Annotated in this window: 17 protein-coding genes; 3 read left to right on the plus strand and 14 right to left on the minus strand. The window is 34.7% G+C overall.

Features of this window, described 5'->3' with window-relative positions; all coding sequences use genetic code 11:
- Window positions 1-3: 3 nt before the first annotated feature.
- The 11 genes from IPK88_11180 to IPK88_11230 form a co-directional block, all read right to left on the minus strand.
- Window positions 4-2,913 carry a T9SS type A sorting domain-containing protein gene (locus tag IPK88_11180; GenBank protein MBK8243978.1) on the minus strand — a complete coding sequence of 970 codons (2,910 nt, stop codon included), beginning with the start codon at window positions 2,911-2,913 and terminating at the stop codon, window positions 4-6.
- A 17-nt stretch (window positions 2,914-2,930) separates the two neighbouring features.
- Window positions 2,931-4,619: a DUF1501 domain-containing protein gene (locus IPK88_11185; protein ID MBK8243979.1), complete on the minus strand. Its 1,689-nt coding sequence runs from the start codon at window positions 4,617-4,619 to the stop codon at window positions 2,931-2,933.
- A 17-nt stretch (window positions 4,620-4,636) separates the two neighbouring features.
- A complete protein-coding gene (locus tag IPK88_11190; GenBank protein MBK8243980.1) occupies window positions 4,637-6,286 on the minus strand; it encodes a DUF1800 domain-containing protein in 1,650 nt (549 codons plus the stop codon).
- Window positions 6,287-6,576: 290 nt separating this feature from the next.
- A complete protein-coding gene (locus tag IPK88_11195; protein MBK8243981.1) occupies window positions 6,577-7,563 on the minus strand; it encodes a hypothetical protein in 987 nt (328 codons plus the stop codon).
- Window positions 7,530-8,072 (minus strand): heavy-metal-associated domain-containing protein, encoded by a 543-nt coding sequence (locus tag IPK88_11200; protein ID MBK8243982.1) that lies wholly within the window; start codon window positions 8,070-8,072, stop codon window positions 7,530-7,532. The genes IPK88_11195 and IPK88_11200 overlap by 34 nt, the downstream gene beginning before the upstream one ends.
- A gap of 24 nt (window positions 8,073-8,096) precedes the next feature.
- Window positions 8,097-9,320: a WD40 repeat domain-containing protein gene (locus IPK88_11205; GenBank protein ID MBK8243983.1), complete on the minus strand. Its 1,224-nt coding sequence runs from the start codon at window positions 9,318-9,320 to the stop codon at window positions 8,097-8,099.
- Between the two features lie 3 nt (window positions 9,321-9,323).
- On the minus strand, window positions 9,324-10,229 hold the full coding sequence (locus IPK88_11210) for a hypothetical protein (protein ID MBK8243984.1): 906 nt from the start codon (window positions 10,227-10,229) through the stop codon (window positions 9,324-9,326).
- A 72-nt stretch (window positions 10,230-10,301) separates the two neighbouring features.
- Complete coding sequence (locus IPK88_11215; protein ID MBK8243985.1) at window positions 10,302-10,703, minus strand: hypothetical protein; 402 nt, start codon at window positions 10,701-10,703, stop codon at window positions 10,302-10,304.
- Window positions 10,704-11,106: 403 nt separating this feature from the next.
- A complete protein-coding gene (locus IPK88_11220) occupies window positions 11,107-11,493 on the minus strand; it encodes a hypothetical protein (protein ID MBK8243986.1) in 387 nt (128 codons plus the stop codon).
- Window positions 11,494-11,675: 182 nt separating this feature from the next.
- Window positions 11,676-12,332, minus strand: coding sequence for a CoA transferase subunit B (locus tag IPK88_11225; protein ID MBK8243987.1), 657 nt, complete (start codon window positions 12,330-12,332; stop codon window positions 11,676-11,678).
- A gap of 11 nt (window positions 12,333-12,343) precedes the next feature.
- Complete coding sequence (locus IPK88_11230) at window positions 12,344-13,042, minus strand: CoA transferase subunit A (protein ID MBK8243988.1); 699 nt, start codon at window positions 13,040-13,042, stop codon at window positions 12,344-12,346.
- 82 nt (window positions 13,043-13,124) lie between these two features.
- Here IPK88_11230 and IPK88_11235 point away from each other — a divergent pair, with 82 nt between their 5' ends.
- Window positions 13,125-14,156 (plus strand): aminotransferase class I/II-fold pyridoxal phosphate-dependent enzyme, encoded by a 1,032-nt coding sequence (locus IPK88_11235; protein ID MBK8243989.1) that lies wholly within the window; start codon window positions 13,125-13,127, stop codon window positions 14,154-14,156.
- 134 nt (window positions 14,157-14,290) lie between these two features.
- Here IPK88_11235 and IPK88_11240 read toward each other — a convergent pair whose 3' ends face one another.
- Window positions 14,291-15,847 (minus strand): T9SS type A sorting domain-containing protein, encoded by a 1,557-nt coding sequence (locus tag IPK88_11240; GenBank protein MBK8243990.1) that lies wholly within the window; start codon window positions 15,845-15,847, stop codon window positions 14,291-14,293.
- A gap of 364 nt (window positions 15,848-16,211) precedes the next feature.
- Here IPK88_11240 and IPK88_11245 point away from each other — a divergent pair, with 364 nt between their 5' ends.
- Window positions 16,212-16,457: a type II toxin-antitoxin system ParD family antitoxin gene (locus IPK88_11245; GenBank protein ID MBK8243991.1), complete on the plus strand. Its 246-nt coding sequence runs from the start codon at window positions 16,212-16,214 to the stop codon at window positions 16,455-16,457.
- Window positions 16,454-16,753 (plus strand): type II toxin-antitoxin system RelE/ParE family toxin, encoded by a 300-nt coding sequence (locus IPK88_11250; GenBank protein MBK8243992.1) that lies wholly within the window; start codon window positions 16,454-16,456, stop codon window positions 16,751-16,753. The genes IPK88_11245 and IPK88_11250 overlap by 4 nt, the downstream gene beginning before the upstream one ends.
- Window positions 16,754-17,125: 372 nt before the next feature.
- Here the strand turns inward: IPK88_11250 and IPK88_11255 are convergent, their stop codons facing one another.
- The gene (locus tag IPK88_11255) at window positions 17,126-17,701 is read right to left on the minus strand and encodes a bifunctional nuclease family protein (GenBank protein ID MBK8243993.1); all 576 of its coding nucleotides are present in this window, start codon (window positions 17,699-17,701) and stop codon (window positions 17,126-17,128) included.
- 42 nt (window positions 17,702-17,743) lie between these two features.
- Window positions 17,744-18,703 (minus strand): electron transfer flavoprotein subunit alpha/FixB family protein, encoded by a 960-nt coding sequence (locus IPK88_11260; GenBank protein ID MBK8243994.1) that lies wholly within the window; start codon window positions 18,701-18,703, stop codon window positions 17,744-17,746.
- Window positions 18,704-18,713: the final 10 nt, after the last annotated feature.

The following is an 18,713-nucleotide window of genomic DNA, read 5'->3' on the forward strand; positions in this document are numbered from 1 at the left end:
AAATTAGATTTTTATTATTTTAATTAATTTGTTTATCGATTTTCCTTCCAATTTAATTAAATATACACCTGACAAATTTTTATTTAAATCATAAGATAGCGTGTTTTGTCCAACATTTAATTTATGTTTTTTGGATAAAATATATTTTCCTTCCATACTATAAATAGTTGTGGTAATGTTTTCAGCAACATTCATATTTAAATTGATATAGAATTTACTTGAAGTTGGGTTCGGATTTATGGTTATACTCTCAAAAGACTTTTCATCTTGATTGGAAAGTGGAACGCATAAGACAACACCATTCTTTTGGACTCCGCATCCAAAGGCATCCTGTAGCTCTATATTATATGATTGCAAATGATCCAAAGTATCACCTGGTTGATTGCCAAGATAATGTACACCTCCGGCTTTACTGGAGCCATTGACGATCAAAATTCCTTTTCCTGCATCATTTCCGTTTGCATCTTTGATACACTTAATGCTGATGTCCATTTCAGGTCTTGAATAAGCACAGGAATCAAAGTGACATGTAATGGTTCCGGTTTTAAGTTGTTCGCAACCGGCTTCATCTGTAACTTTTACAGAATAGGCTTGACCCTGATCTAGTAAATCACCAGCATTATTTCCACTGAAATTATAGGTTCCTAAATTTCCGGATACATCTAATTTTAGTGCTGCCTTCAGCAAGGTATCAATACAGTCATAACTAACATCCAATTTTAAAGTGGATTGACTGCAATTAAATGCAGGACAATTGATCTGGCCTTCTTCGATAACATAGCAAGAGTCTGAATCTATCAAAATGATTTTATATGAATCTTTGTCTTTTAATTTAGACCCGTCTGGAGTTCCATAGAGATAATAGGCTCCTGATCCTCCTTTGCCTTTAATAGAAACGACAACTTCGCCGGTTTGACGTCCAATAGTATCTTTCAAACATTCTGTTGTAAATTCTATATCAAGAGTCGAATTTTTACAATTTGATGGTGACATACAACCCACGACTAATGACGCAAAATCTCTACATCCATTTTCGTCTTCTACAAAAGCATCGACTTGTGTACCTGGATAAAATAATTCAGTGTTTTTAGGTCCGGTATATTTTATATTTCCCTGACCTCCTGAAGTAGAATAACTCACTTGTCCAAGCACACCATGAAGACAATCTGTATGTAAATCAAGATTCAATTTTTGGAATGGAGCTGTTTTACTAAACTCATCGATTCGGACACAAAGTTTTCCTTCACCAGATTTTAAAGGGTTGACAGCAGAAAGGATCTGTAAATAATAAGTTTTACCGGGAACCAGGTTTTCTATTTTGATAAATCCCTCGCATGGATCTGGAGATTTACCGCAAGTTACTTCTTCAAGACTATTGCATGATCCACTATACAATCCATAATTATAAATAAATCCAGCCTGAATTTTTAGAGCTATTGTTTTTTCTGTTGGTGCTACAACTTTATACCACACGTCCGGGGCGTTATAAACAACACAAGAAGGTTTTTTTGAAGAAGTATTATTATTGAAAAAATCAATTTCCTGACAAGTTGTATTCAGGTTTATTGCAGATGAAAGTGGACATTCATCGTTGGCAGGAACAGTGTTGACTTGTTCTTTAACCGTTAAACAAATATTTCCTTCAATGGTAGCAAAATAACCTGATACCTGTACAAAATATTCTTTACCAGGAATTGGATCTTTGATTATTGTTTTATTGCCCAGGTCTTCACTTTGAATTTCCTGTAGAGATCCACAAGTACCTTTATAAACAGAAATTACTTCAGCAAAATCTGTATTCGTAGTGATTTCATGAGGCTTTGTGGAAACAGCTGTGAAACTGTACCATACATCTGCTTTTGATTTCAAATTAAGTGATGGAAGATTATTTTCCATCAATGCATTTTTATTTGAAGTACTTGCACAAGTTCCATTTACAGTAAGTACAGTTCTATTATCGCATAAATCATGTACTGGTTTAGCAGTGTATTGGTTGATTTTTTTCAGTGAAATGCAATGAAATCCATTTTCGAATCCATAATGATTGATTTTCTTAGCAAATCTAAAATAATAGGTTTTGCCAGCTTCTACATTGAGTTCTTCATGTTCTCCTTGGAATCCATATTCATCTTTATCTGAACAAGTGACATTGGTTAAAGCATTGCAAGGGCCAGTATAAATGAATAATCCATCATTGTATTGTGAATTCACATTCACTTGTAGAATGCCACTGAAATCTGCATCATATTGATACCAAATGGCGCCTTGAAAATCATTAGTACAGTTGATTAAATTGGCTTGTTGGGCATTGGTAGTAGAAATATGACCTTTGGTACAATCCTGATCTAAATTTAAGCGAATTGGATTTGCGCATGCATCGTTATCAATACTCAGAAAGACATCATCTATAGCTATTTCTGTTCCAAAATCATTTGTGGCACAATCGTAATCAAAGGTTACGGTATATGCTGTTACTTTAGAAGCATTGGTTAATTTAATGGTTATAGGTGTTAGATCCTTATATTCTGTGAAGATGGTTTGATTAATCACAGTTGCTGATCCGTTGTTTGTGGAAATGGTTAGTATTGACCCAGTATTTGGACGGATGAATTTCAGTCTAAATAATAAAACATACCGATCAGAACCTGATACTGGGATTGGGTTAGTAATAAGTTGAAATTTTCTTCTGGCGGTATTCAAGCGATCGGTTTGTTTGTATTGTGCCATACATGAACCATCGGGTTGAATCGTTTCATTATTTTTAACAATGTTAAAAACATAACTACCATTCAAGGGTTTTACATTCCATCCGCTTGGAAGTTGACAATTTGTAAATCCTTCGAATTGGATTTTATTTTGGCCAATCAACCAACAAGATATCATGGAGAAGATTATGGAATAGAAATATTTCATGTCGGAATGTTTTTAAATTAGATAATATTAAAACGTCTCATAAATGTTTTTCCAGCAGCATTCAATTGATAGATGTATTCCCCTGGAGGAACATTCCATGTTACTGGATCGAATGGTATCGTATAGGATCCTTTTGGTATAAATTTATCCAATAATGTAGCAATCGTTTTTCCATTAATGGATTTGATACTAAGGATCATTTCGCTGCTGATTAAAGCAGTAAATTTGATATCAATGATTCGACTTTGAAGTGGATTAGGATTATGTCCTATCAAAATGGAATTCAAATTAGAGCCTTTGTTTGAGCCACAAGGTGAATTAAACAGTGGTAATCCGGGATATGTACTTCCCATGGAATAATCCACCAATTCATTGTCTAGACACATCCAATCTTTTAGAATGGTAGCATACATGCTTCTATAGTCAATGCATTTTTGTGTTTCAAAATAAACTACCGTATCGTTTTTAAGAATAGGATCGAATAAGTTAATTGGATTTCCTTTAAATCCTCCTTGTACGCCATCGCCAAACATCATCATTGGAGAAATATTACCGTGATCTGTACCTTGAGATCCATTTTCTTTGATCGTTCTGCCGAATTCTGAGTAGGTCATGAGACATACATTGGACTGTGCATTATCTTTTTTCAAGTCATCATAAAAGGCTTTGATGGAGCTGGCGACATGGCCCAATAAATTTTTATGGTAATCTTTTTGATTAGAATGTGTGTCAAATCCATCAACATTCACTAAGTAAATTCGCGTGCCTAATCGACCTTTAATTAATCTGGAAACAATAGCCAGTTGTTCTGCTATTCTGCTGGTTGTATTGGTAGGAAATGCAATTTTGTTACTTGCCTTATTGTATGCAGTGGTAACGGATTGAGAATAACGCAATGAATTATTGGTTAATTGGCGTAAGAAAGCTCGTTCTTCACCTTGAGGACAATCTCCGTAACCATCGGTATTATACAATTTTCCATACTGAGCTAATCTATAGAATTCATTTGGGTCATTGAATACCAATTCCAATTGTTGGTTTCCTGGTCCTGTAAAAATTTTATCAGAACTATAACCAATACGCAAAGCTGGTGGAACAATAGGCGGTGTTTCTCTAAATGATGGAAAATCCTGATCCAAATATCGACCCATGACACCTGAATTTACTCTGGGATCAAAAGTATTATCGGCAGCACTAGACCAAAGTTCGATAGATGAGAAATGTGAATAGTTTTGATCAGCATAACCCACGTTTTGAAGCACAGCCATCTTGCCTTCATTCCATAGTGGCATCAATGGTTCCATGGTTTGAGGCATTGCAAAATCGGTCTGACCAAAACCAGATAATAACATTTTATCGTTATAATCTGTGCCGTATTGTAATCCTATCGTTTTACGAAGTTGTAAATATTCGTCTTTTCCTGCAGCGGTTGAATGTGGAACTATCATGTTTAGCCCATCATTACCTCCAAACATTTTGACCAGCACCAGGATATTTTCGTCACCCGGATTCATTGCAGCTGATAATCCGCTGGCTGCCATCGATGCACTAATGGGTAGACCACCTAAAAGTACAGTACCTAATCCTGCTAGCCCTCCGGTCATTAAAAATTGACGCCTATTCCATTGTATATGTTCTTCATTATGACGATCACCCAATGATGATTGATATTGACCTTCTTTATTTTTTATTTTATCTTGGCTCATTTCAATTGCTTTAATAATTATAATAATTGGTATTCAGGTAAGGTGATGATATATTTCATCAAATCCATAAATTGTCTTGGCACCATATTGTAATCAAGATTCCAGGTACCATTTAAGAAATAGTTAGCCGGAACCGTTGCTTTGAATACACCAACTGCAGTTTCTACTATTTCTATTGGCATATCTATCGTTATGAAATAGGCTAACACTTTTCTAACAATAAAATCCGGATCTGTGGAATTGTTGGTCAATGACTTTAAGAAAGAACGATATTTCTCTTTGGTCCAATCATAATACAAGTAGTAATCGAATTGATCCCGATTATATCGCCATCGGTTGACTAAAGTAAATTCATTGAGCCAGGCTCTGTGTCCAGGCCAGCCGGCAACGTTGATCGGATTGAACAAAGTTTGTCCAAGATTGGCTGTTTGATAATAGAGACCTGATAGGGCATCTCTATTTCCTGCATTTGGATAATTGACTGGATCAGGAACTTCGTTTTTGAATGCGCCATTGATCCATTTATATTTATAATAATCTTTTCCGGGTTCTAAGTCTAAACTACGGAAGAAATGAATTTGATTATCAATATGACTTTTAATGGATATACCAATACTTGCATCATCAAAGAAATGTTCACTCTTGAATAATGTTTTTAATACAGTAGTAATATCAAATGAAGAAGCAATAAATACATCTGCCAAACCATTAATGATGTCGGTTGGCGGATCATTGTACAAATAAAATTTGTATAATTTTTTACATATGAATGTTGCTATTTCTCTTTTTTTAACATCAAATATAACATCGTGTAAGGAGTCGTATTCTGTTTTTGCTTTTGTCGCTGCAATAACATCATCAGCAGGAACTACACCTCCAAAATTTCCAACCGATTTGCCGAAAATGTTTTTATTCTTCCAGTCATGATTGTAGCGATATATTTTATATTCACCAACTTTAAGTGGGCCAACAAAATAATTTCCACTGCCAGCAACTTTTTCATAATACAGAATATTCCATCCGGTAAGAGATCTCGCTACTTCAGCAATATCTTTTTCAGTATAATTTCCCACACCCATTGTAAATAGTTCCATGAGTTCGCGGGCATAATTTTCATTTGGATTACCTGCATAGTTGTATCTGCCATCCAGGTAGATCAGCATAGCTGGGGTAAGACCTATTGCTTTTACAAATTCTTTAAAATTACCTAAAGCATAATTATGAAGGATCCAATAATATTGGAATACCCATGTTGGTCTATTTCCTGTGGCATCAGAAGTAGTCACGAAATGATTGGACCAAAATAAAACCAATTTATGGCGTAAGCCTTCGGTTACCATGCCATTAAACCACATATGAACTAATTCCAGATATTTGTAATAGGCATCCGGATCTTCGGCTATGTCTTGTTCCTTCCAGGGATAGCTATAATCTATGGTTTTTACACCGGATCTGATTTCACCGGGTAAAGGATGAGATAATGCTGTGGTAAAAAGATAGTCTATTATTTTAGAAGGTGTGTTTGCTTTAGCAGCGTTAATCAAGTTGAGCGGTGCGCCATTACTTAGTTTATTGTACAAATGATGAATTCTTCTTTCATCCCAAGGCTTTTCCGGACTTGGAACGTAAGGTTGTAATCCTCCTTTTAGACATGTATTATTTGGCATAATTGGTTGGTTTTTTAACTTTGGAAAGATTTCGAAAGTTAAGACATTCTTTATTTAAAAGCGCAATAAAATTACAATAAAATAAAATTGCCAAATTAAATTCTGATAATGGTCTTATAAATATTAAATTTCAAAATAATCAATGGAAATTGATCTAGGATTCAAAAAATTATTAATTATAATCTATTCAAATTCAACGAAGCAACAGTCAATAAAAAGCTAAATAGATTCTAAAAAGTGTATTCGATTATATGAATGGTCACTAGTTAAATCGAATCATAGAATATAAGCTACATACGTTTCATTAAAAAGAATTGGTGTCGCCACCCAATAGTAAAAATAGGGTAGAAATGTATGAAAGATTGATTGTAAAGCGGAATTCCGATAGATACATCTAATCGGGAGTTGGATCGGATGATGCGCTGAATTCCAAAGTATGTTTCTACGTAATGGCCAGCAAAAAGCGATGAGCTCTGTATCAAAATGTCTTCATGATTGATTTGATATTTTCCCTTTTGATACATTCTACTGATGAATTCAACATACAAATTATAATTATCCTCTTCATAATTTGAATATTTTTTTGGATAGATAAGATAGCCTAAGGATACATCGGCACCAATAGCATCCCCATAATAAAGAGTATGGGTCTGTTGGTCTGCTAATTCTGTAAATGGGCTAGGTTTGATGTAATGCAGAGTCAAAGATGCGGCCATTTTATGATACAGTTTTGTGAAAACCAAACCGCCACCTACGCCACTGCAATCATCCAATAATCTTGGTTCGGTCTCATCATGAGCCGAACGTACATATGATCCTTCAAGAAATGCTGCTATTCTGAAATGTTCATGTAAATGATCTGAGTTAAAAAGTCTCCATTTAATGGTTCCATGAAGTCCATTGAATTGATACTTGTATTTGGTACCATAAATTCTATTTCTGGTGTAAAAAATGGTTTTGTTCCCATTGTGATAATGGTTCAGAATACTATTCGATAAAGATTTATCATGATGGTTAGATGCTGAAAACTGGAGTTTAAATGATACATTGGGATGTATTCCATAGTTGAGTCCAATGACTGTCATGTTTCTGGGTATGGACACTTCTTTATAAGATTCATTGAGTAAACTTACATTAAGAACTCCTTTGGGAATATTACTAGCAGGTTCTGTATGGATAAATAATTCCTGCGCCATACCAGTTATGTAACTCAATATAACAAGTGATATGGTGTTGATTAGCTTCATCTCAAACTTAACAAAAAGTTGGGTTTGCATGTTTCATAACTCAATTGATGTGCCTGTTTATTGTATTTTTTATATTCTTTTTTTGGTACGATGTATTTATGAATGAGTTTAAACGTTACATTGCCCTGAAAGGTAGTGTCTGAGTCATCAACGATCAAATATCGTGTTCCGCCTTCTGTAAAACAATCTCTAGTGCTTTGTGAGGTGTTTTGAGTTGAATAGTTTAATTCTAATTTACCAACCGAAAAACCTGCATTTTTTACTCCCTGTATTAATTTTGATGGGTCAATTGCTTTATTTTTTTTAAAAACAATCATTGCAATATTTTCATTCAAATCCATGTCAATCCGTTCCACAAAATCTATCTTTGAAATCGACCTTTGGACAGCGAAGGAACAAGCTGAGCACGTAAGCCCGTTTATATGTATAGTGGCAGAATTAAATTGACCAAGCAATATGCAATTGTTGTAGAAGCATAACAACAAAAACAATTTTATATGCTTAATTTGGAAACTATAAGTCACAAAATGAAAAGGCATTCCATATATTTATTTTTTAAAACATTAGATTTTTGTGAATCTTTTTAAAGCTGACTTTTGATCTTGACAAGTAATTTGCAGTATATAATTTCCAGGTTTTAGAGCGCATATGGCTGACTTTAAAGCTAAATCAGTTGTAAATTGTTGTTCATTACCAACAACATCAATAATGCGGTAATATTTAGGGATCAGGCCATTTGGAAGATCTATATGACTCAAACGACTCAAGGGATTTGGAGATATTTCGAATGTAAATTCAGCATGAGTTTCAGCTGTTTTAAGCAAACCTGAAACATTCCAAAGACTCATATCACTTATAGCATTTCCGGTACAAATTTTGTCACCAATTGGCGACCAGCTGACTGCATTAATTTTACCACTATCAGATATTCCAAAACTTGAAATCATTTTTCCAGTTGCAAATTCCCAAATTTTACAAGTTGAATCTGATGAGGCTGAAACAATTTTTGTTCCATCGGGAGAAATGTCAATCTGATTAACCGCATTTCTATGTCCTGAGATGGTTTGAATTAGAGTACTTGAATTGGCATCCCATATTTTTATTTTTTTATCACTAGAGGCTGAGATGATGGATTTGGAATCAGGAGTAAATTTTACGAAATTCACATCAGATACATGTCCCGTATAGGTATTTAAAAGTTTACCAGTTAGATCCCAGGTTTTAATTTTATCATCTGCACCACCAGAAACAATTTTGGTTCCATCTAAAGAATAAGCCACTGAATTGACAAAATTTAAATGAGCATTTATATCTGAAATAGGTTGACCCGAAGAGATATCATAGGTTTTTAATTTTCCATTAGAACACCCTACTGCTAATTCTTTTCCATTAGGTGAAAATGCAATTGAAAAACCATAACTAGCGCCAGTTTTGATCGTATTAATGAGTGTGGGAATCGCCTTAGTATTATCAAAAATTAGTATATTTCCAAGCTCTTCAATTGAGGCAATGTAATGATTATTTGAACTAAAGCCAATCCCCATAATGCACATAAAATTTGATCCGACTTCATAATCCCATAATAATGTGCCTGTGTTTACATCAAACATTCTTATTGCGGCGGGGTGACAATCCGTGCCACTAATTACTTTTGTGCCATCACCATTGAAGGCTATGCTGTTTATGGAATTAAAATATGGGTTTGATTTTTTTGACCAAATCAAACTTTGACTTTGAACGCCAATACTACAAATAAAAGTAAAAATGATAATCCAATATATTTTCATGATCTAAAAATTATAAAGTAAATGTATGTTATGTTTGAAGTTATTATCTATTAAATGATTCGATTGGTAAATGGGAACCTGAGTATTCACTCCAATGGATACTCTTCGTAAATATAAGTCTATTCCCAGACTTGTCTGTAGTGATTGACCGCCACTTGTATTGAGCACCGTTTTGTAGTGCTTATTGTATTGATTGTTTTCATAGTGAATACCTATGCTTGGCAAAAGGGAATAGGATTGTATCGTTTTCCAATAAAAAAAATTTGTATTCACTGAACATTTATTTCCAAATTTAAAGTGATTGGAATTGACGTTGTTGAATTGATAAAGGATGTTTGTGTTCAGTCCTACTTTACGATGTCGAATGGTGTGGATAAAATCCAAAATAATATCAGTAGATCCGGTTCCTAATTGGAGGTTAGGGTTTAATTGTTGCTCTGAATTTAATTCATTATATGTTCCGGTAGGCCATTTAATCCCACCACCCACTTGTAAATTATTTTTCCAAGTTTTATTTAAAGAATCACCAGAATTATACAGCGTTACATTCGCAATAGTTGATACGTCTCCTATGCCACTTACAAAAGATTTCAATCCATGGTCAATTTGTTCATGAAATCCAAGGGGTACAAATACAAATAATTGAACTTTCTTAGTTATGTGATATCTTCCTCTAATCTCTAAGGTTTGGAAGCGTTCAGAAGAATACTTATTATCTTCAATATCATATACTGGGTGTTCAGATTTAAAGGATTGGTAAGTATAATTCAATCCGAAAAAATGTTTGTGATATTGTGGAAGAATTCCAAAATAAGTTCCCCCAATTCCACATCCACAAATATCACAGGCAGAAAGCTGTATATGGAAACCAATAAGAAAGAGGAAGGCAATAAGGTAATTTTTTTTCATAAGTATACTTTTAAAACTTGCCAAAACAATGTTGTATAGCATTGTTTCGGCAAGCTTTGAATTTTTAAACGATTAAGGATTTAATACGAAATGCACGGTATCTCTAACTTCATGCTCACTGTGATCGCTAACAACGACGAACATAGTTACATGGGTAACGCTTGTAATGTTTGTAGGCGTATAGGATTCATTAATGGTGTAGTTTGTGGCATCATGAACTTCAAGATCTTTATTGAATAATACAGAGCCATTGCTGTCATTTGTGATTTTGATATTCATCTCATGAAGACTTTCGTCTGTCACTGTTCCAGTTATATGAACGTGAGAACTTGCCGGAAGTGAAGCATTATCAGAGGGGGATGTGATCAATAAGACTGGTGGATTGGAATCATCTTCATCATGGTGATGGCAGGATACAATAATTGAAGTCAGTGTGAGACACAATGCTAATGTTAAAAGGAATTTGATTTTCATAAATTAATTTTTTTTTAATGAATTTAAGTATATTAGTAAATAAAATTTTAAATAAAATGTGGATTAATACTGCTGCGAAAAACAATTGGGTCTAATGTTAAAAGATAAATTTGTTTATCATTCGAATGCTTTAATCTGAATGCTGAACTCCCATGGGGCGTCTACATTAAGCTAATACATATTGAACTAAGTAATAATCACACTGGTAAAAAATCTCAAAAAATTGAAATATCTGAAAACGGGTAAAACTCAATAATAAATCATCTATAGAATGTGCACCCATGAAATTTAATTCAGATTACAAGCTTTCAGTATTAACTTGGTATAAGGAATAAACCTTTTATAAAGCCTATAATACAAAAATTAGAATAAAATACTGTGCATCCATTCCGGCATAAATTTATTATACCAATGTGGGTCTGGGTGGTCTGAAGATGCCAAGAATACAGGCTTTAGGGATAAAATGCTCATCTTGAACTATTGGATTAGCCGAATGATGTTGAATATTTATTAGCTTAAGATGAAAATCTAAGGGTTGAACAATATAATCTGACGCAAGGGATTGGTTAGACAAATTCGGAAGTTGATTTTGATCTTTATTTTCAGAATTTTTGAATTGCTTTTTTAGATGACATTTACCTTTGCACTTGTTGTTAGGAATATTTCTTTGAACACAAATATTTTTAGAAATAGTTTGTTGATTTAATTTGAATGAAAGAATGATCCACGTCTTGCCAAAGCCCTGCATGAGGATCAAGATGGCTAGAAATATGGACATTATTAATTTCATAAAAAAATAAGTATGACGTTTTACAAAGATAATCAATTAATGAATAAATCCTGATAAAGATATTTCAAATCTATGTTGTTTGATTTACTCCCAAAAATTTTATATTAGGACTAATTTGTCTTTTTTAACAAAATGCTTTGATTTTTGTTTAAAACTGCAATGGAGTAATTATGATAAACAGATTAATCTATCTTCATTTCCGGAATATCGCCCTCTACGATTAATTTACCTTCCGTGGATTGGATAATATGTTCCACTGAAACGCCAGGTGCGCGTTCCAATAATTTAAAACCATCTTCAGTTACTTCCAATACGGCTAATTCTGTAACTATTTTTTTGACACAGGCTACTCCGGTAAGAGGAAGGGAGCATTCTTTGAGAAGTTTCGATTCGCCGGCTTTATTGACATGCATCATGGCCACTATAATATTATCTGCTGACGCTACAAGATCCATAGCACCGCCCATACCTTTGACCATCTTGCCAGGAATTTTCCAATTGGCGATATCACCGCGTTCTGATACTTCCATCGCTCCAAGGACAGTAAGGTGAACGTGTTGGCCTCGGATCATGGCAAAACTGGTGGCAGAATCAAACAAGGATGCGCCGGGTTTCAATGTAACCGTTTGCTTTCCGGCATTGATCATATCGGCATCTTCTTCACCTTCAAAAGGGAAGGGGCCCATGCCTAATATTCCATTTTCAGATTGGAATTCTACACTCATTCCCTGAGGAACATAATTAGCCACTAAGGTAGGAATTCCGATACCGAGATTCACATACATGCCATCATGTAATTCCTGTGCTATACGTTTAGCGATTCCTATTTTATCTAGCATATATTTCTAATTTAAGGTCTTGGTCTGACGGTTCGTTGTTCAATTCTTTTTTCATAATGCGCTCCCTGGAAGATGCGTTGGACGAAGATTCCCGGAGTATGTATTTGATTGGGATCTAGCATTCCCGGTTCTACGAGTTCTTCGACTTCAGCTATGGTTATTTTACCGGCCATAGCCATTAGTGGATTGAAATTCCGGGCTGTTCCTTTATAAATTAAATTGCCTTCTGTATCACCCTTCCAGGCTTTGACTATAGCGAAGTCAGCTGTCAGCGCCATTTCGAGTATGTGTGGTTTGCCATTGAAGATCCGAACTTCTTTGCCATGAGCAATCTCAGTTCCATATCCAGCTGGTGTAAAGAATGCAGGTATACCAGCTCCTCCAGCACGACAGCGTTCAGCTAAGGATCCCTGAGGAATTAAATCCACTTCCAATTCTCCACTCAACATTTGTCGTTCGAACTCATCGTTTTCTCCTACATAAGATGATACCATTTTTTTGATCTGACGACTTTGGAGTAAAAGGCCCAGTCCAAAATGATCCACCCCAGCATTATTCGATATACAAGTTAGACCACTTATACCTTTGCGAACGAGTGCTGCTATACAATTCTCAGGAATCCCACACAAGCCAAAACCTCCTAACATGATCGTCATATTACTCTGGATGTCCCTGATGGCCTCATCTGCACTGCTTACGATTTTATTCATATCTTGCGTTTAGAATTAGATGTGACAAAGATGCTATAATCTTGGGGACATTTGTTGAAATTAAACATAAAAAATTGGATGAATGAGTTGGAATATCAATCTAATCAGCGATACAGTGACGAAGCCTACCCAAGGAATGCTTGAGGCGATGATGCATGCAGAAGTCGGCGATGATGTATTTAATGAAGATCCCACAGTCCAACAATTGGAAGATCGATTGGCGCAGATGTTTGGACATGAAGCAGGACTGTTTTGCCCTTCCGGTACGATGACCAATCAGATCGCGATTAAAGCACATACCCAACCGCTGGACGAAATGATCTGTGATGTCCAGTCTCATGTCTATCAGTACGAAGTCGGAGGCTATGCCTTCCACAGTCAGATAGCAGTTAATCCAATACATGGTGACCAAGGAAAATTATCTGTAAAGCTGCTACAAGATCAGGTCAAAGCACCATTCGATTGGTTGCCCAGGACCAAACTTGTGGTGTTAGAAAATACATGTAATCGAGCCGGTGGCAATTATTACGCATTGTCTGAGATGCAATCCATAGCTGAATTTTGTAAGCAACATCAATTGACCTTGCATTTGGATGGTGCACGAATATTTAATGCAATAGTTGCTTCAGGACAATCAGCGATGGATATAGGCCCCATATTTGATTCTATATCCATTTGTTTGTCTAAGGGCTTAGGGGCACCAATTGGCTCAGTACTTATAGGAAATAAACCATGGATTCAATATTGTCGTAGGATACGTAAAGTGATGGGCGGTGGCATGCGTCAGGTAGGGTTACTCGCAGCAGCAGGATCCTATGCATTAGATCATCACATTCTAAGATTAAAGGAAGATCATCGCCGAGCTAAAGTCATTGAAGCTGCATTACAGTGCACCAACTATGTCAGTTTGGTTATTCCTGTGAGCACGAACATTATCATTTTTAATTTAATACCTGACTTAAGTCCTCTATCTTTTATTGATCAATTAAGATCACATGGCATCAATGCATCAGCATTTGGCAAACAATCGGTGCGATTTGTGACGCATCTGGATATTGATGATGCAATGATTGAGGAAGTTTGTGAAGTGTTGGAGAAAAAGATAAAATATTAGCTTGATTATTTCGAAGTAAAAAAATGATAGAAAGGATTAGAAATATATTTTTAGGGATGAACCAGAATTCAACAGTATGTAATAATCTAAAATGCGATCAAAATAATTTATATTGGTGCATCCTTGTAAATTAATTAAATCCTAATTAACTTTTCACTCTGTAATATTTTATTATTTCTATCTGTAATTTGTAAAATATAATTACCAGCTGGAACACGTTCTAAAGACCAAAATATCTGATCCTCACTTTGACAATAATGTGTGCTGGACCAGACTGTTTTTCCATTGAGATCAATGAGCTGAAAATGCAAAGGACCTGCTTCATGCCATCTACATAATATCTGTAATTGGTCTGTAAATGGATTCGGAAATATTTTAAATGGCTTTGCCTTACCAAGCTTTAAATCTTGTGTACTTACAACTTCATTACATCCAGGGATTAGACATCCATCATCATCTAAGTGCATGATGTAAGATCTTATTCGTTTATATCTATCATCATATAATGCACCAACTACAACTAAGCCACCTCTTGGACTAATTGCTATTTGCGAACCAGACACCCACCCAAGGCTATCCTTAACAGCATCACCAGGAATATACCGTTTATACCATAGACTATCTCCAATATATGAAAATTTATAAAGAATCATGGTTCCATATGTTGAACTACCTTGACCAAGCACTATATATTCTGAATCATGCTTAGTACTAATTAATTCCCAATAAAATTGTAATGGAGATGGAATTTCTGTTTCTGCTTTATTATACATCATGACTTCCCAACGTATGGTATCAAAATTTGAACTTACTCGTACGGGGTGAGAGAATAATTTGTCAATTTTTACATTATTCTTATAGCCAACATAAAAATCTGGTGCCATTACAAAATCTCCATCTTTCCTCTGATGAATAATCCGATCTGGCAGAATATAACGACTTAATGGCACACTTGAATTTAAAAGTTTTGATGATAAAATTTTTCCATCTCTATCAACGATCCATTGAGTCATTCTAGACGAATAAATGTTTTGCAGATCATGACTAATTCCAACTATTTGGTACAAACTATCTGATAATCTTTTAATCCAATATGGAGCAATTCTTTTACTATCTATTTCTTTAATTATAATTCTATTTATTAAGTTCAATTCATTATTCAGCTCAAGAATCTCAATCTTATTCTGTTCATTATATGAAAATGTTCCAATGATAAGTGTATTTTTTGTCGAATCATAGTTTAAACTTATCACTATTCCAAAGGTATCATCTATAAAAGAATTAGTTTTTAGAATTTTACCAGTTTGAATGTTCAATTTTAATATGTAACTTAGGTAAGCACCAGTATCATTAACAAATCTATGTTGTGAAAAATAACAGATACTGTCCGATTCATTGAGAAATTGAAAGAAATTATTAGCAATAAACCTATAATCATACAATGGATCCCATAACGTGTCAAAACCAATTCGATTTCCATTATAATCAAATTTTGTCCAAAATGGAATAAGGTTAGATCTAGAAGAATCTTGATAATCACCAATTACATAAATATAGTCTTGTCTGGGGAATACTGAATAATGCTGACTTTGTCCAAAGGTATCATGATCAATGATTTTGCTAAAATATTGTGCATGGATGAAATCAATAAGTAGTATGCTCGCAATAAATAGCAGTAATGTCTTCTTCATATCAGGTATTTAACTAGGGAGTTGGATTACCTAGTTATACATTTATGACACAAGTTAAGATACATTTAAGGAAGCAAGTAACAAAATGGATGTCTATATTTTGAATCCTATAAATCCTTATCATCCCAAAAATCCCATCCATCAGTTTAGGGACTGGGTTCAGTCAATATTCACACATTGGTTCAGTATAAAACCTAAAAAAGAAGAAATTAAATCCAAGGTAATCCTTAACTAAATACATAAACCGAATTTAAACAGTTTCGAATGATTATTTATCATATTTTACCTAATTATAAAGTCACAAAGGATTAAAAAAACTTGGCATAAATACCAAATATTGGTATCTTTGTAATAAAACAGTGAAATGGCAAAGAATACATCGGTAACATTAGGCGAACATTTCGAACAAATAATAGAGAAAAGTATTGAATCTGGAAGATATGCTTCTGCTAGCGAAGTAATTAGAGAAGGTCTTAGATTAGTAGATGAAAGAGAACAGAAAATAAATATTTTAAGGGGCGCTATTGAAGCAGGTGAAAAAAGTGGCTATGTGAAAGACTTTGACCCGGTCAAACATCTTGAAAAACTAAATAAAAATTTCAAGCAATGAGATTTACTTTCGAAATAAGTAAACTAGCATTAAATGATTTAGATGAAATTTGGAAGTACACGGCTCAACAATGGTCAAAACAGCAAGCAAACAAATATTACAAGGAGATTTTTCAATTGATAAATGAAATTTGCAATAATTCAGAACTTGGAAAGTCAATAGATGAGGTAAAAAAAGGACATCGAAGAATAAATGTAAAGTCACATATGATTGTTTACAAAATAGTAAATGAAAAAATTTATATTGACCGAATTTTACATCAAAAAATGGATATTGAAAAGCACCTCATTGAATAAAATAACAACCATTGTTTTGGAGTACAGTTTTTGCAATAGTTCATCCACAACTAAGCATAGCATCAAATTGGCAGTTAGAAGCACCTATACCACACGTATCCACGGCTGTGGGGTAGGTTTGATACCCTCCATCCAGAGAGATGGATAAGCGGTTGCAGAATTATTCATCAAGCCAAAATGCAATATCCCAAAAATCCTATTCATCTCAAAAATCCCAGTGCTGACCGTATTCATTCACTGATTCAATATTAAACCTTAATGTTTACAAAATCAATACAATTTAATTAAAATTAAATTTATTAATGAATGCTAGTGGGCTTATTCTACCTGCTAATAAATGAATCTTAAATGGAACATAATGTGAATTAAATCCTACTTCCTACGATTCAATTCATCGCGAATTTTAGCAGCTTTCTCGTAGTCCTCATCCGTTAATACCTGGGTCAACATGGTTTGTAATTCTTCAGAAGAAAGGCGGTCGTAGGATTGGGAAGATTTTATTTTTTTGGTGGTGGATTTTTTTAAACTCTCTTCGGATTCTTCAAGGATGACGCCTGCTTGTTCCATTACAAATTCGAAAGTAGAAACAGTACAATTGAATCGTACGGCCATAGCTAGTGCGTCAGAAGTCCGTGAATCAATTTCGATGATTTCACCATCTTTTTCACAGATTAATTTTGAAAAAAAGATGCCATCAACTAAATCATTGATCACAACTTCTTTGATGTCTACACCGAAAGCGGACATGGCATTCTTGAATAAATCATGAGTCAATGGTCTGTTGGGATTCATGCGTTCCAATACCACAGCAATGGCTTGTGCTTCGAATCCACCAATGACTATGGGCAGCCTTCTATTGCCATTTAATTCACCTAATACGACAGCATAATTCTGTGTTTGGGTAACACTGTGTGACAAGGCTATAATTTCTAATTCTACCTTTTTCATATCGTTTGCTGCCATGATGAATTGTTTTTAATAGTTAACGAATTATTTTGCAGCTTTGTATTGTTTGATGGCTTCATTGAGTTTAGGCACCACTTCAAAAAGATCACCACAGACGCCATAATCTGCAGCTTTAAAAAACGGTGATTCCGGATCTTTATTGATGACAATAATTTTTCTTGAATTGTTCACTCCTGCTAAATGTTGTATTGCTCCGGAAATTCCGATAGCAATATATACATTCGGACGAATGGCAATACCGGTTTGACCTACGTGTTCGTGGTGCGGCCTCCAACCAATATCAGCAACAGGTCTTGAACATGCAGTTGCCGCATGAAGTAAATCTGCTAATTCTTCGATCATTCCCCAGTTGGCAGGATCTTTCATCCCTCTACCTGCAGACACTACAATTTCTGCTTCTGTTAATGGTGTTTTTCCTTTGATCAAATTCCGTTCTATTAATTTTATTTTTGATGACGGTACTTCTAATTCAAGAACATGAATGGGAGCAGCATCGGAGCCGGATTTTTCAGCGTTAATGCTTTTTGGCATAATAGCAATGACACCCTTGTTTTCATTAAAGGAATAGAAAGCTGATGCCTTACCGGAGAACACATTCTTTTTAAAGAGAAAACGATTCTGATGATCACCTGCTAAATCTGTTACACCGGATATGAGTCCATAATTTAATCGATACGCAATCTGACCAGAAATCGTTTTTCCTAGGCTGGTATTACCTAGCACTAAATAATTTGCCCCAGTTTTAAGAAGAGCGTTTTGGATTAAATGAACGATTTGGTTTGAATCAAAATAGGAATTGGACTTATATTGAAAAACCGATGTAGCGCCATAATGTCCGGGTTCATCAGATAGAACTGTATCTCCAATATAAAATCCATGAACCGACATGGATTTCGATTTGGCCATTTTATAAGCAAAAGTTAAAGCTTCTAAGCTGGACTTTTTGATCTGTCCTTCTGAATGCTCTATATAGACTAATATCATAAATCGAAGA

It is taken from the genome of Candidatus Defluviibacterium haderslevense, from assembly GCA_016712225.1.
GTDB classification, from domain to species: domain Bacteria; phylum Bacteroidota; class Bacteroidia; order Chitinophagales; family Saprospiraceae; genus Vicinibacter; species Vicinibacter haderslevensis.